Genomic DNA, 13916 nt, shown 5'->3' on the forward strand with positions numbered 1-13916 from the left:
CTCGGGGCCGTCCGCCTCGGGGCCGTCTACTTCAGGACGAGCGAGGACCACGTCTTGACCCACTGGTCACGGTTCTTGGCGATCTTGTCGGGGGCGACCGTCGTCGACTCGGTGATCTTCGCGCCGTACTTCGTGAACTCCGCGGGCAGTGCGGCGTCCTTGGCGACCGGGTCCACGAACATCTGGAGCGGCATGTCCTCCTGGAACTTCTTGGAGATCAGGAAGTCCAGGAGCGCCTTGCCGCCGGCCTCGTTCTTCGCGCCCTTGAGCAGGCCCGCGAACTCGGTCTGGCGGAAGCAGGTGCCGGTGGCGACGCCGGTGGGGGCCTCGGCCGGCTTCGGGTCGGCGTAGATCACCTCGGCGGGCGGGCTGGAGGCGTAGGAGACGACCAGCGGGCGGTCGCCCTTGGCCTTCTTGCCGCCGGCCGAACCGGAGAAGTCCGTGTTGTAGGCCTGCTCCCAGCCGTCGACGACCTTGACGCCGTTGGCCTTCAGCTTCTTCCAGTAGTCCTGCCAGCGGTCGTCGCCGTAGGTGGCGACCGAGCCGAGCATGAAGCCGAGCCCCGGGGACGAGGTCGCCACGTTCTCCGTGACGAGCAGGTCCTTGTACTCGGGCTTGATCAGGTCGTCGAAGGACCGCGGCGGGCTGAGCTTCTTGTCCGCGAAGTACTTCCTGTCGTAGTTGACGCAGATGTCGCCGGTGTCGATGGGCGTGACCCGGTGCTTGTCCTTGTCCAACTGGACGTCGGCGGCCACCCGGTCCAGGCCCTTGGCCTCGTACGGGGTGAAGATGCCGTTGTCGAGGGCGCGCGAGAGCAGGGTGTTGTCGACGCCGAAGAACACGTCGCCGCGCGGGGAGCCCTTGGTGAGGATCTCCTGGTTGAGGGCGGCGCCCGCGTCCCCGCTCTTGAGGACCTTGACGGTGTACCCGGTCTCGGCGGTGAACGCCTTGAGCACCGGGTCGGAGGCGTTGAACGAGTCGTGGCTGACGAGCGTCACGGTCTTGCCGCCGGACCCGCCGGACGCCTTCTTGCCGTCCGAGCCGCCGCACGCCGCGAGCGTGGTGACCCCGAGGGCGGCGGCGAGCGCCCCGGCCGCGAGCCTCTTGGAACTGCGCATTTCTTCATTCCTCCTGGAGATGACCAGGAAGAGACGCGGCCCTGCCCGCACGACGCGAGGTCGTGCGGGCAGGGCGCAACAGCTTGAGTAATCGCCGAACTTCCTACCCCGCATGACCGGGGCAAGGTTCAGAGGGTCTGCGGTCCGTATCCCTTGCGGGTACCGCACTCTCAGCGCTGTGGCGCTCCCCTGTCGGAATATGCAGATGTTTCCAGCCAGGTTACACGGGGCCCCTGACACGGCCCCGGGCGTTCTGCCCCTCGGACGGCGGCCCCGGCACGGCCCGGCACGGCCTTGCCGCGACGGCGCCGCTTCGGACTCCGGCCTGGCCGGCCCCCTCCGGACTAGCGCTCGGAGGCAGCGAGCTGACCGCAGGCCCCGTCGATCTCCTGGCCGCGGGTGTCGCGGACGGTGACGGGCACGCCGTGGGCCGCGATGGCCTCGACGAACGCCTTCTCGTCCTCGGGCCGCGAGGCCGTCCACTTGGAGCCCGGCGTCGGGTTCAGCGGGATCAGGTTGACGTGGACCCGCTTGCCCTTGAGGAGCCGGCCGAGCAGATCGCCGCGCCACGCCTGGTCGTTGATGTCCCGGATCAGGGCGTACTCGATGGAGATGCGGCGCCCCGACTTCTCGGCGTACTCCCAGGCCGCGTCGAGGACCTCGCGGACCTTCCAGCGGGTGTTGACCGGGACGAGGGTGTCGCGCAGCTCGTCGTCGGGGGCGTGCAGGCTCACCGCGAGGCGGCACTTGAATCCCTCGTCGGCGAAGCGGTGCATGGCCGGCACCAGGCCTACGGTGGAGACGGTGATGCCCCGCTGGGACAGGCCCAGGCCGTCCGGCTCGGGGTCGGTGAGGCGGCGGATCGCGCCGACGACCCGCTTGTAGTTGGCGAGCGGCTCGCCCATGCCCATGAAGACGATGTTCGACAGCCGCGCCGGGCCGCCCGGCACCTCGCCGTCGCGCAGCGCCCGCATGCCGTCGACGATCTGGTGCACGATCTCGGCGGTCGACAGGTTGCGGTCGAGGCCCGCCTGGCCGGTGGCACAGAACGGGCAGTTCATGCCGCAGCCGGCCTGCGAGGAGATGCACATCGTCACCCGGTCCGGGTAGCGCATCAGGACGGACTCGACGAGCGTCCCGTCGTGCAGCTTCCACAGCGTCTTGCGGGTGGTGTCGTCATCGCACGAGATGTGCCGCACGACGGACATCAGGTCGGGCAGCAGCTCCTCCTGGAGCCGGCCGCGCGCGGCGAGCGGGATGTCGGTCCACTCCGCCGGGTCGTGGGCGTACCGCGCGAAGTAGTGCTGCGAGAGCTGCTTGGCGCGGAACGGCTTCTCGCCGATCGCGGCGACGGCTTCCTTGCGCTCGGCGGGCGAGAGGTCGGCGAGGTGCCGCGGCGGCTTCTTGGCTCCGCGGGGGGCGACGAAAGTGAGTTCTCCGGGCTTGGGCATGGTTCCTCAAGTGTCTCAGACGTACGGAAAAGGGCTCGCCGTCCTGTGGACGAGGAGCCCTCACCGTTCAAAGCGATAAGAAAGCGCAGGTCAGCCAGTTCCGACGAACACCGCCAGCAGCAGCCACACCACCGGAGCCGTGGGCAGCAGGGAGTCGAGGCGGTCCATGATGCCGCCGTGGCCGGGCAGCAGCGTCCCCATGTCCTTGATGCCGAGGTCCCGCTTGATCATCGACTCGCCGAGGTCGCCGAGCGTGGCGCTCGCGGCGACCGCGAGACCGAGCAGCAGGCCCTGCCACCAGGTGCCGTCGTCGATCAGGAACTGCATGCACAGAGCGCCCGCCACCATCGCGAAGGACACCGCTCCGAACAGGCCCTCGCGGGTCTTTCCGGGGCTGATGCGCGGGGCCAGCTTGTGCTTGCCGAAGCGCCAGCCGATCGCGTACGCACCCGTGTCGCTGACCACGGTCAGGAGCAGGAAGGTGAGCACCCGCCACGGGCCGTCGTCCGCGGTGAGCAGCATCGCCACGAACGTGGCGAGGAACGGCACGTAGAACGCGGCGAAGACCCCCGCGGTGACGTCCCGCAGGTAGTTCTCCGGCGGCTCGGTCATCCGCCACACCAGGACCGCGAGCGAGGTGAGCGCCATCGCCACCCACGCGCCCTCGGCGCCGCCGACGTATCCGGCGACCACCATCGCCGCGCCGCCGACCGCGAGCGGCACCAGGGGCGCCTTGATCTGCTTGCGCTCCTGGAGGCGGCTGGTCAGCTCCCACAGGCCGACGACCACGGCGACGGCGACGACCCCCACGAAGACGGCCTTCACGATGAACAGCGACGCGAGGACGACCACGCCGAGGCCGACACCGACCCCTATGGCGGACCGCAGGTCACGGCCCGCCTTCTTCTTCTCCGGCTGGGCGGGCACGGGCGGCACGGGCGGAGGGCTTGCCATGGGCTCCTGCGGCGGCTCGTCGCGGAAGTCAGGGCCGCCCGGCAGAGCGGCCCCCAGGTCACGTTCGCGGTCTTCGGCGCCTGTGCCGAGGTCGGGCACGACCGGCATCGGCTGTGTCCGCGACACCGGCGGGGCGTCATACGCATCGTATGCAGGCCCCGCCGGGAACGCCCCCTGGGAAGGCCCCTCGGGGGTTCCCCAGTATTCGGGTCTCGGCGGAGCCCCCCAGGAAGAGTCGTTCATCAGACCTCGAGCAGCTCGGCTTCCTTGTGCTTGAGCAGCTCGTCGACCTGCGCCACGTACTTGGCGGTGGTGTCGTCGAGCTCCTTCTCCGCACGGCGAACCTCGTCCTCGCCGGACTCCTTGTCCTTGACGAGCTTGTCGAGGGCGTCCTTGGCCTTGCGGCGCACGGCGCGGATCGACACCTTGGAGTCCTCGGCCTTGGTGCGCGCGACCTTGATGTAGTCCTTGCGGCGCTCCTCGGTCAGCTCCGGGAAGTTCACGCGGATGATGCTGCCGTCGTTGCTGGGGTTGACACCCAGGTCCGAGTCGCGGATGGCCTGCTCGATGTTGCGCAGCGCGCTCTTGTCGAACGGGGTCACGACCGCCATGCGCGGCTCCGGCACGGAGAACGAGGCGAGCTGGTTGATCGGAGTCAGCGCGCCGTAGTAGTCCGCCACGATCTTGTTGAACATCGCCGGGTGCGCACGGCCGGTGCGGATCGCGGCGAAGTCCTCCTTGGCGACCACGACGGCCTTCTCCATCTTCTCCTCGGCCTCGAGGAGGGTTTCTTCGATCACCACTTGCTCCTGCATGTCTTGGGTGGGCCGGGAGTTCTCAGTGCGACCTGAGCCTTGGGCCCTGGATAACCAGCGTCTTTCCCTGCACGGTGTCCGACCGGCAGGGGATTGTCCATCCCCCGGTCAGGCCCGGGTGCCCTGGTCGCTCACGAGCGTGCCGATCTTCTCACCCTTGACGGCGCGCGCGATGTTGCCGGCCGTCAGGAGCTCGAAGACGAGGATCGGGAGGTTGTTGTCGCGGCACAGGGTGATCGCGGTCATGTCGGCGACCTTCAGGTCCCGGGTGATGACCTCGCCGTACTCGAGGGCGTCGAACTTCACCGCGTCGGGGTTGGTCCGGGGGTCGGAGTCGTAGACCCCGTCCACGCCGTTCTTGCCCATCAGCATGGCCTCGGCGTCGATCTCCAGAGCGCGCTGGGCGGCGGTGGTGTCGGTGGAGAAGTACGGCATGCCCATGCCGGCGCCGAAGATCACGACGCGGCCCTTCTCCAGGTGCCGCACGGCCCGCAGCGGAATGTACGGCTCGGCGACCTGGCCCATCGTGATGGCGGTCTGGACGCGCGAGTCGATTCCCTCCTTCTCCAGGAAGTCCTGGAGAGCGAGGCAGTTCATGACCGTGCCGAGCATGCCCATGTAGTCGGAGCGCGCCCGGTCCATGCCGCGCTGCTGGAGCTCGGCACCTCGGAAGAAGTTGCCTCCGCCGATGACGACGGCGATCTCCGCCCCGTCCCGGACGACTGCGGCGATCTCGCGGGCGATGTTGTGCACGACGTCGGGGTCGACACCGAGCCCCCCACCGCCGGCGAACGCCTCACCGGAAAGCTTCAGCATGAAGCGCCCGGCCACCTTGCCTTCATCGCGCTTGTGGTCGGCCGAGTGGTCGGCCTTGGCGGCGTCCGCGCCCTGATTCATGGGGATCTCCTCGTGCACATACGAAGAAGGCCATTGCCGGTGGGTACTCGTGGTCCCTAGCGGCAATGGCCTCCTCGTCAGATCTGCGGTCGTCCGTCGCGTACGCGGACGACTGCCTCAGACCCTAGCGGGGTCTAGTGTCGAACGCCGAACGGACTCAGATGCCGACCTTGATGCGCGAGAAGCGCTTCAGGGTGACACCCGCCTCCTTCAGAACCTGCTCGACGGACTTCTTGTTGTCCAGCGCGTACGGCTGGCCCAGGAGCGTGGCGTCCTTGAAGAAGCCGTTGACGCGACCCTCGACGATCTTCGGGAGCGCGGCCTCGGGCTTGCCCTCGGCGCGGGTGGTCTCCTCGGCGACGCGACGCTCGGTCTCGACGACCTCGGCCGGAACGTCCTCACGGGTGAGGTACTTCGGCGCGAAGGCGGCGATGTGCTGGGCGATGCCCTTGGCGACCTCGGCGTTCTCCTTGTCGAGCTCGACAAGGACACCGATCTGCGGCGGCAGGTCAGGCATGGTGCGGTGCATGTACGCGGCCACGTAACCACCCTGGAACTGCGCGAAGCGGTCCAGGACGATCTTCTCGCCGAGGTTGGCGTTGGCCTCGTCGACGAACGCCTGCACGGTCTTGCCGGCCTCGATCTCGGAGGCGAGCAGCGCGGCGATGTCGGCCGGGGAGGTGGCGGCGACGTGCTCGGCCAGCTGGGCGGCGACGGCCTGGAACTTGTCACCCTTGGCGACGAAGTCCGTCTCGCACTTCAGCTCGACCAGGACGCCGGAGGTCTTGTCCTCGGAGATGCGGGAGACGACGGCACCGTTCTCGGCAGAACGGCCCTCGCGCTTGGCGACGCCCTTCTGACCCTTGATGCGCAGCGCCTCGACGGCCTTGTCGACGTTGCCGTCGGCCTCGTCCAGGGCCTTCTTGCAGTCCATCATGCCGGCGCCGGTGAGCTCACGGAGCTTCTTGACGTCAGCGGCGGTGTAGTTCGCCATGAGTCTGTGTTTCTCTCTCGGAGTCTAGAAAGATCTACGAAGATCTGCGGGGCTACGGGTCGACGGCGGGGGCTTGTGGCCCCCGCCGTCAACTACCGAACCTGTGGGTCCCGGTGAAGGGTCAGGCCTGCTCGGCGTCCGCGGCCGGAGCCTCGGTGGCCTCGGCGGCAGCCGGAGCCTCGGCAGCGGCCTCGGCCGGCTTCTCGGCCTCGGCGGCCGGAGCAGCCTCGGCCGCGGGGGCCGCAGCCTCGGCGGACTCCTCGGAGTCGGCCTTCTTGTCACCCTCGAGCAGGTCGCGCTCCCACTCGGCGAGCGGCTCGCCGGCCGCCTTCTCGCCCGGCTTCGAGTCGCCCGTGGCCGCACCGGAACGGGCGATGAGGCCCTCGGCGACGGCGTCGGCGATCACGCGGGTGAGCAGGGTGACGGAACGGATCGCGTCGTCGTTGCCCGGGATCTTGTAGTCGACCTCGTCGGGGTCGCAGTTCGTGTCGAGGATCGCGACGACCGGGATGTGGAGCTTGCGCGCCTCACCGACGGCGATGTGCTCCTTCTTGGTGTCGACGATCCAGACGGCGCTGGGAACCTTCGACATCTCGCGGATACCACCGAGGGTCTTCTCCAGCTTGGCCTTCTCGCGCGAGAGGACCAGGAGCTCCTTCTTGGTGAGACCCGAGGCCGCGACGTCCTCGAAGTCGATCTGCTCAAGCTCCTTGAGGCGCTGCAGACGCTTGTAGACGGTGGAGAAGTTGGTCAGCATGCCGCCGAGCCAGCGCTGGTTGACGTAGGGCATGCCCACACGCGTCGCCTGCTCGGCGATCGCTTCCTGCGCCTGCTTCTTGGTGCCGACGAACATGATGGAGCCGCCGTGCGCGACGGTCTCCTTGACGAACTCGTAGGCGCGGTCGATGTACGACAGCGACTGGAGCAGGTCGATGATGTAGATGCCGTTGCGCTCCGTGAAGATGAAGCGCTTCATCTTCGGGTTCCAACGACGGGTCTGGTGACCGAAGTGGACGCCGCTCTCCAGCAGCTCCCGCATCGTGACGACGGCCATGGCCGTACTCCTTGAGATACTCGGTTACCGCGGCCGCCGGTCGGCTGCCGCGCCTGACGCCCCGGTGCGCCATGCCCTGGACCCTGTGCGGGTTGAGGACCGAGAGGCGCGGCCGGCGATGGTGGTGAGACCGCCGGCGGGGCGTGCGAAGTCGATCCGGTCGCCCGGATCGCCACAAGAAGTGTACGGGACCCGCACAGTGCCGGGTGACGGCGTTGTCCACAACCGACGAGTACTCCACAGCTACCGAGCAAGATCCACCCCGATCTCCCCCGCCCGGGACCCTGTTCCCCATGTACCGAGCACTCCTACTGACCCTGACCGGCCTGACCGCCGCGGCCGCCTGGCCCGTCGTCCCGCCCACGGTGATCCACCCCTGGGCCCCGCCCGCCACGCCCTACGGCCCCGGCCACCGCGGCATCGACCTCGCCGCACCCCCGGGCACCCCCGTCCGCGCGGCCGCCCCGGGACGCATCACCTTCGCGGGCCGGGTCGCAGGCCGCGGAGTCCTCACGATCACCCTGTCCGGCACAGGTCCACCACCAGGGGGAACCCCGCTGAGAACGACATACGAACCAGTACGGGCCGAAGTGAAGGAGGGCACGGAAGTCGTCGCGGGCCAAGTGGTCGCCACCACCGAAGCCCCCTCCCACTGCCCGCAGGGCTGCCTGCACTGGGGCCTGAGAAAAGGCGACACATACCTGAACCCCCTCCTGCTCCTGCACCGGACCGGCCGACCACGGCTGCTGCCGGTGACGGGGGTAGTTGAGCCGGGGTGAGGGGGTGGGGGCGGGGTGGGGGGGGGTGGGGGGGAGGGGGGTGGGGGCGGGGGGGGGGAGCCCCCCCACCCAGCTTCAGCCTCTGACGCCGGTCAGGGCCATGACCACCGCCGCGTCCGCGATCGCGGAGGGGGATTCCGTGGTGGCCGCTTCGATGCGGCGGACCGCCGCATCGACGATGCCCTGGAGGAGGACCGCGGCGAGGCGGGGCTGGGCGTGGTCCAGGTCGGCGAGGGCTTCGACGATCATGGCGATGAGGCCGCCGTGGGCGGCGCGGATCTTTTCGCGGGCCCCGGCGTCGAGTTCGCTGGCCGAGATGGCGACCACGGCCCGGTGGCGCTGGTCGCCGACGAGGCCGAGCTGGTGGCGTACGTACGCCTCGACCTTGCCCTCGGGGGTGTCGGCCCGCTGCATCGCGCCCTCGATCTCGGCGGCCCACAGCGGGAAGTCGACGGCGCACAGTTCCTCGACGACCGCGGCGCGGGAGCGGAAGTACTCGTACACGGAGGAGCGGGCGAGGCCGGTGCGTTCGGCAAGGGCGGGGAAGGTCAGCGCTTCCGTTCCGCCTTCGGACAGCAGCGATCGTGCGGCGTCCAGCAGGGCGTCGCGCTGCATGGTGCGGTGCTCGGCCACGGAGGCCGCTCGGATCCTGGGCACTGCTCCACTTTACGGCCGAGCGCCGAACGCGATCGGCAGGGACGATTCGCCAGGGCCCCTCAGCGCCCGACGTCCGCCAGTTTGGCCCTCAGCTGGAGCACCGATTTGGTGTGGATCTGACTCACCCTGCTCTCGGTGACTCCGAGGACGTTGCCGATCTCGGCGAGGGTGAGGCCCTCGTAGTAGTAGAGGGTGACCACGGTCTTCTCGCGCTCGGGCAGCGTGTTGATCGCGCGGGCGAGCAGCCGGCGCAGTTCGCGGTCCTCGGCGACCTCGACGGGGTCGTCGGCGGAGGTGTCCTCAAGGGTGTCCATGAGACTGAGCCGGTCGCCGCTCTCGCCGCCGACGTGGAGCAGTTCTTCGAGGGCCACGACGTTGGCGAGCGACAACTGGCTGAATACGGCGTGCAGTTCCTCGACGGCGATGCCCATCTCGGAGGCGACTTCCGCCTCCGACGGCGTGCGTCTGAGCTGTGCTTCGAGGGTCGCGTAGGCGCGCTCGACGGCGCGTGCCTTCTGGCGCACGGAGCGCGGGATCCAGTCGAGGGCCCGGAGCTCGTCGATCATCGCGCCGCGGATCCGGGTGATGGCGTACGTCTCGAACTTGATGGCCCGCTCGATGTCGAACTTCTCGATGGCGTCGATGAGCCCGAAGACGCCGGAGGAGACGAAGTCGGCCTGTTCGACGTTGGGCGGCAGGCCCACGCTCACGCGCCCCGCGACGTACTTGACCAGGGGCGAGTAGTGCAGGATCAACTGCTCGCGCAGCCGCTCGTCACCGCTGGCCTTGTACGACCGCCACAGCTCGTCGACGGATGAGGGTGCTGGTGGCCGCACGGTGCCGCTGCCGCGGGCAGCCGGGGGCGCTGCCGTGCGATCAGACCCGGAGGTGTGCTGGGGCATGCGTTGCCTTGAGCCGTTCTGCTGTGACGTGTGCGGGGGCTGTTTCCGGTCGGGAATCCTCGTGAGCGTAGCGTGACTGGGCGGTCGCGGTGTGCGAGGGCCGGGTGGACGGGGCCGGTCGCACCGGCTGTTCCCGGCGCACGCGCAGGTGGGGGCCGCGGTGCCGCGCGTCGGCCCCGAAAGCGCTGCCGTGCGGCCCGTGGTGGACATCGCCCCCTCACCCTGTCACCCGAATGCCCCTGGTCAAGCACCGCCTCGCCGGGCGGCGGCGGCCTGGAGTGTGCCCGGTGTCAACTTCCAGCTGTCACCGACGCGTTCGACGAAGCCGAGCGAGTGCAGTTCGTAGAGGCGGCCGAGCGCCTCGTCGGTGCTGGTTCCGGCCTCGCGGGCGAGGTCGCGGGCGGCCGCTGCACCCCGGGAGGGCAGTGCTTCCAGGACACGTGCGGCGCCCGGGGCCAGGAGGTCCCGGGGCAGTACGGGGCCCCGGCGGGCGGGGGCGAGCTCGCCCATGTTTCCGACGAGTTCGACGATTTCCGCCGCGTCGGTGACCAGGGTGGCCTCACCGCGCAAAAGTTCGTGGACGCCGGCCGAGAGCCCGCTGGTGGCGGGGCCGGGGACGCCCATCGTGAAGCGGCCGAGTTTCTGCGCGGCGCGGGCGGTGACGAGCGAGCCGCTGCGGTACTCGGCCTCGACGACGACGGTGCCGCGGGTGAGAGCGGCGATGACGCGGTTGCGCACGATGAATCTGCTGGGCGTCGGATGGTCTCCGGGTGGCAATTCGCCCACGAGGAGGCCCTGTTCGGCGATGCGTCCGATCAACTCGGCGTGTCCGCGCGGGTAGATGACGTCGACTCCGCAGGCGAGGACGGCGATGGTGGCTCCCCCGGCGGCCAGGGCTCCGCGATGCACGGCCCCGTCGATTCCGGCGGCGGCCCCGGACACGACGACCCAGCCCTTTTCGGCGAGCCCGGAGCCGAGGACCGCGCCCATGTGGGCCCCGTACGGTGTGCAGGCCCGTGCGCCGACCACGGCAACGGAGCGCAGTGCCCATATCCGCAGGTCGGAGTGGCCCCGTACCCACAGGCCGATGGGCCGGGCGTCGGCGAGGTCGTCGAGTTGGCTGGGCCATTCCTCGTCGCCGGGGATGAGGAATCGCGCGCCGGACGCGTGAGCGGTCGTCAGGTCGCGTTCGGGGTCGGCCAGGGCGGCCCGGCGGCGGTGGCCGTCGAGCCGGGCCGGGCTGGCGCCGGGCGGATCGTCCGCGGGCCCTTGGGATGCGGTGAGGCGGCGCAGCAGGTCGACGGCGCCGTAGGTCCGCAGCCAGCGGCCGCCGCGCTCGTCGCCGGGTTCGATGATGCGGGTGAGGGCGGCTCTGGCCAGGCGCTCGGCGTCTGCCGCGGTGCGGCCCGGCTGCGCGCCGGGGGCGCGATGCTCCCTGCCAACGCCGGGACTGGTCGCGGGATGCTCCCGCCCAGTGCCGGTACCGGGATGCTCCCCGCCAACGCTGGTGCGGGTCGCGGGAGGCTCCCCGCCGATGCCGGTACCGGTCACGGGATGCTCTCGCTCCTGGGCGGTCCTGTCCACGGGATGGTCCCGGCCGTCCCGGGCGTCGTAGGTGCCGACCGCGTCTTCTCCCCGCCCCGCGTGGAGGCCGTACGGGGTCTCGTTCCGGCCCGCGTGGAGGCCGTACGGGGTCTCGTTCCGGCCCGCGTGGAGGCTGTGCGGGGGCTCGATCCGGCCCGCAGGGGGGTGGTCCACGGGCCGCTCGCCGCGGCCGGGATGGGTGCTCACAGGGTCACTCCTGCCGGCATGGGGGCGCCTCGGGAGATGCCGGTGCGCAGTTCCAGGGCGAGGGCCACGTGGTTCGCGTCGGGGCGGTCGTGTCCGGCAAGGTCGGCGATGGTCCAGGCGACGCGTAGGACCCGGTCGAGCCCGCGGGCGGTGAGCAGGCCGCGTTCCATGTCGCGTTCGGCGCCGGTGAGGGCGCCGGGGGCGGTGAGCCAGCGGGTGCGCAGTTCGTGGCCGGGGACTTCGCTGTTGTTGCTCCAGGGGGTGTCCTCGAGGCGGGCCGCCGTGCGTTCGCGGGCGGCGAGGACGCGGGCTGCGACGACGGCGCTGGGTTCGCCGCGGCCGCCTCCGCCGAGGAGGTCTTCGCGGCGTACGGGTTCGACTTCTACGCGGAGGTCGACGCGGTCGAGGAGGGGGCCGGAGAGCCTGGCCTGGTAGCGGCGGATCATGGAGGCGGGGCATTCGCAGCCCGCGCCGTGCAGGGTGTGGCGGCCGCAGGGGCAGGGGTTGGCGGCGAGGATCATCTGGAATCGGGCGGGGAGCCTGATGACTCCGGCGCTGCGGGCGATGACGACGTGGCCGGATTCGAGGGGCTGGCGGAGGGCGTCGAGGGCTTTGCCGGCGAATTCGGGGGCTTCGTCGAGGAAGAGGACTCCTCGGTGGGCGATGGATACCGCGCCGGGGCGCGGTAGGCCGTTGCCGCCGCCGACGAGGGACTGCATGGTGGCGGAGTGGTGGGGGGCGCAGTAGGGGGCGCGGCGGACGAGGGGTTCGCCGGGCGGGAGGATTCCGGCGACGGAGTGGACGGCGGTGACTTCGAGGGATTCCTGGCGGGTGAGGGGCGGCAGGATGCCGGGGAGCCGTTCGGCGAGCATGGTTTTGCCGGCTCCCGGGGGGCCGGACAGCAGCAGGTGGTGACCGCCTGCGGCGGCGATTTCGAGGGCGGCGCGGGCGGCGTGCTGGCCCGCGACGTCGATGAGGTCGAGGTCGGCGTCGCGTGGGCCGGCGGCGAGGCCGGTGCCCGCCCCGGCGCCGGGTACGACGAGTCCGGCCAGTATCGCGTCGGGGCGGCCCTTTTCGGCGGGTTCTTCGTCGGGGACGGGCTCGTCGGTGAGGACGGCGACGAGTTGGCGCAGGCTGCGTACGCCGAGGACGGAGATGCCGGGGACGAGGGACGCTTCGGCAGCGGTCTGTTCGGGGACGACGACTTGTTCGTAGCCGGCTTCGGCCGCGGCGAGGACGGCGGGCAGGATGCCCCGGACGGGGCGTACGCGTCCGTCGAGGCCGAGCTCGCCGATCATGACGAGGTCGGTCAGTTCGCGGGGGTCGATGCGTTCGGCCGCCCCGAGGATCGCGCAGGCGATGGCGAGGTCGAAGCCGGCGCCGCTCTTGGGGACGGACGCGGGGCTGAGGCCGACGGTGAGCTTCTTCTGGGGCCAGGCGTCGCCGGAGTTGACGACGGCGGCCCGCACGCGGTCGCGGCTTTCCGCGAGGCTCTTGTCGGGGAGGCCGACGAGGGTGAAGGCGGCGACGCCGGGTTCGAGGTCGGCCTGGACCTCGACGACGACTCCTTCGACGCCGACGAGGGCGACCGAGCAGGTGCGTGCGAATCCCATGTCAGGCCACCCCCCGCACGTGCTCGGCGTGGGGTGCGCCCTTGCGGGGCAGGACGACGCCGACGAGGTCGATGCGTACGCCGCCGGGAGGTGGTCCTCCGTGGTCGGCGAGCCAGTGGCCGGCGAGGCGTTTGAGGCGGTCGGCCTTGGCGGGGGTGACGGCGGCCATGGGGTGTTCGTAGGCGTCGGTCCTGCGGGTCTTGACCTCGCAGATGACGAGCACGGGCCCGCCGGGGGACGTGTCGTCGTGGGCGACGATGTCGATCTCACCGGTCCTGCCGCAGCGCCAGTTGCGTTGCAGGATCGTCATTCCGGCCGCTTCGAGCAGCCGTACCGCCAGGTCTTCGCCGTATTTTCCGAGCGCTCCGCGAGCGTTCATCGGGCACCACCTCCGGCACCGACTCTCACGCATCCGGCACCGGCGAGTGGATCTTGGTGGAAAACCCTCCGATTGTGGAAAACTCCGCCACCCGAAGGGGTTCCTCCGTGGTCCCCGGGCCCCGCCCGGCCTTGATCGGCCGGGCTCGGCCGCCGGTGCCGACGCCACCTCGCAGACCCGCTCGGCGCCCGGCGCCGGCGGCCCCGCGGGACCCGCTCGCCCTTGGTGCCGCGCCGCCACCTCGCAGACCCACTCGGCTGCCAACCCCGGCGGCCCCGCAGATCCGCCCCGTGCACGATCGGCCTTCGCTACCGGCGGCCCGGCATCGGCCTTCGGTACCGGCATCGCCCGGCGGCCCGGCTCAGCGCCCGGCAGCCACGCTCAGCACGCGGCGGCGCGAGGCCCGTTCGGCCTCGCCCGGCCTGCCCTGGCCTCGCCCGGCCTGCCCTGGCCTCGGCCGGCCCAGTCTCGCGCGGCCCCGCCCGGTCTCGTCCGTCCCCGATCCGCCTCAG

13 protein-coding genes are annotated in these 13916 nt (G+C 70.8%); 1 reads left to right on the forward strand and 12 read right to left on the reverse strand.

The annotated features are described in order from the left end of the window. Positions 1-26: 26 nt before the first annotated feature. From IE267_RS19415 to rpsB, 7 genes are all read right to left on the reverse strand, one after another. Complete coding sequence (locus tag IE267_RS19415) at positions 27-1118, reverse strand: thiamine ABC transporter substrate-binding protein (protein WP_189764102.1); 1092 nt, start codon at positions 1116-1118, stop codon at positions 27-29. A 344-nt stretch (positions 1119-1462) separates the two neighbouring features. After that, positions 1463-2569 (reverse strand): dual-specificity RNA methyltransferase RlmN, encoded by a 1107-nt coding sequence (rlmN, locus tag IE267_RS19420; RefSeq protein WP_053729267.1) that lies wholly within the window; start codon positions 2567-2569, stop codon positions 1463-1465. A gap of 90 nt (positions 2570-2659) precedes the next feature. Then, a complete protein-coding gene (locus IE267_RS19425) occupies positions 2660-3766 on the reverse strand; it encodes a phosphatidate cytidylyltransferase (protein ID WP_161246457.1) in 1107 nt (368 codons plus the stop codon). After that, the gene (gene frr / locus IE267_RS19430) at positions 3766-4323 is read right to left on the reverse strand and encodes a ribosome recycling factor (RefSeq protein ID WP_120727660.1); all 558 of its coding nucleotides are present in this window, start codon (positions 4321-4323) and stop codon (positions 3766-3768) included. Before frr ends, IE267_RS19425 begins: the two co-directional genes overlap by 1 nt. Positions 4324-4446: 123 nt before the next feature. Further along, positions 4447-5235, reverse strand: a complete 789-nt coding sequence (pyrH, locus tag IE267_RS19435) for a UMP kinase (protein WP_189764103.1) — start codon at positions 5233-5235, stop codon at positions 4447-4449. A gap of 157 nt (positions 5236-5392) precedes the next feature. Beyond that, a complete protein-coding gene (tsf, locus tag IE267_RS19440; RefSeq protein ID WP_161246453.1) occupies positions 5393-6229 on the reverse strand; it encodes a translation elongation factor Ts in 837 nt (278 codons plus the stop codon). A gap of 121 nt (positions 6230-6350) precedes the next feature. Next, positions 6351-7283 (reverse strand): 30S ribosomal protein S2, encoded by a 933-nt coding sequence (gene rpsB / locus IE267_RS19445; RefSeq protein WP_167156538.1) that lies wholly within the window; start codon positions 7281-7283, stop codon positions 6351-6353. 293 nt (positions 7284-7576) lie between these two features. On the opposite strand from rpsB, the gene IE267_RS19450 reads away from it, so the two are divergent. Then, a complete protein-coding gene (locus IE267_RS19450; protein ID WP_167156540.1) occupies positions 7577-8062 on the forward strand; it encodes a murein hydrolase activator EnvC family protein in 486 nt (161 codons plus the stop codon). Positions 8063-8137: 75 nt separating this feature from the next. On the opposite strand, the gene IE267_RS19455 is transcribed toward IE267_RS19450, so the two are convergent. The 5 genes from IE267_RS19455 to IE267_RS19475 form a co-directional block, all read right to left on the reverse strand. Beyond that, positions 8138-8695, reverse strand: coding sequence for a TetR/AcrR family transcriptional regulator (locus tag IE267_RS19455; RefSeq protein WP_189764224.1), 558 nt, complete (start codon positions 8693-8695; stop codon positions 8138-8140). 83 nt (positions 8696-8778) lie between these two features. Continuing rightward, on the reverse strand, positions 8779-9621 hold the full coding sequence (gene whiG, locus IE267_RS19460; protein ID WP_167156542.1) for an RNA polymerase sigma factor WhiG: 843 nt from the start codon (positions 9619-9621) through the stop codon (positions 8779-8781). A 243-nt stretch (positions 9622-9864) separates the two neighbouring features. Beyond that, positions 9865-11001, reverse strand: a complete 1137-nt coding sequence (gene dprA / locus IE267_RS19465) for a DNA-processing protein DprA (protein WP_189764225.1) — start codon at positions 10999-11001, stop codon at positions 9865-9867. 407 nt (positions 11002-11408) lie between these two features. After that, a complete protein-coding gene (locus IE267_RS19470) occupies positions 11409-13025 on the reverse strand; it encodes a YifB family Mg chelatase-like AAA ATPase (RefSeq protein WP_189764104.1) in 1617 nt (538 codons plus the stop codon). A gap of 1 nt (position 13026) precedes the next feature. Continuing rightward, positions 13027-13404 carry a YraN family protein gene (locus IE267_RS19475; RefSeq protein ID WP_167156544.1) on the reverse strand — a complete coding sequence of 126 codons (378 nt, stop codon included), beginning with the start codon at positions 13402-13404 and terminating at the stop codon, positions 13027-13029. Positions 13405-13916: the final 512 nt, after the last annotated feature.

The organism is Streptomyces xanthochromogenes (genome assembly GCF_014650455.1).
GTDB classification, from domain to species: domain Bacteria; phylum Actinomycetota; class Actinomycetes; order Streptomycetales; family Streptomycetaceae; genus Streptomyces; species Streptomyces xanthochromogenes.

Bases quoted from the DNA above. Each gene is read 5' to 3' on its own strand.
- rlmN (WP_053729267.1), bottom strand. From the start codon at position 2,569: ATGCCCAAGCCCGGAGAACTCACTTTCGTCGCCCCCCGCGGAGCCAAG.
- IE267_RS19470 (WP_189764104.1), bottom strand. From the start codon at position 13,025: ATGGGATTCGCACGCACCTGCTCGGTCGCCCTCGTCGGCGTCGAAGGA.
- tsf (WP_161246453.1), bottom strand. From the start codon at position 6,229: ATGGCGAACTACACCGCCGCTGACGTCAAGAAGCTCCGTGAGCTCACC.
- rpsB (WP_167156538.1), bottom strand. From the start codon at position 7,283: ATGGCCGTCGTCACGATGCGGGAGCTGCTGGAGAGCGGCGTCCACTTC.
- IE267_RS19425 (WP_161246457.1), bottom strand. From the start codon at position 3,766: ATGAACGACTCTTCCTGGGGGGCTCCGCCGAGACCCGAATACTGGGGA.
- pyrH (WP_189764103.1), bottom strand. From the start codon at position 5,235: ATGAATCAGGGCGCGGACGCCGCCAAGGCCGACCACTCGGCCGACCAC.
- whiG (WP_167156542.1), bottom strand. From the start codon at position 9,621: ATGCCCCAGCACACCTCCGGGTCTGATCGCACGGCAGCGCCCCCGGCT.
- IE267_RS19475 (WP_167156544.1), bottom strand. From the start codon at position 13,404: ATGAACGCTCGCGGAGCGCTCGGAAAATACGGCGAAGACCTGGCGGTA.
- IE267_RS19415 (WP_189764102.1), bottom strand. From the start codon at position 1,118: ATGCGCAGTTCCAAGAGGCTCGCGGCCGGGGCGCTCGCCGCCGCCCTC.
- IE267_RS19450 (WP_167156540.1), top strand. From the start codon at position 7,577: ATGTACCGAGCACTCCTACTGACCCTGACCGGCCTGACCGCCGCGGCC.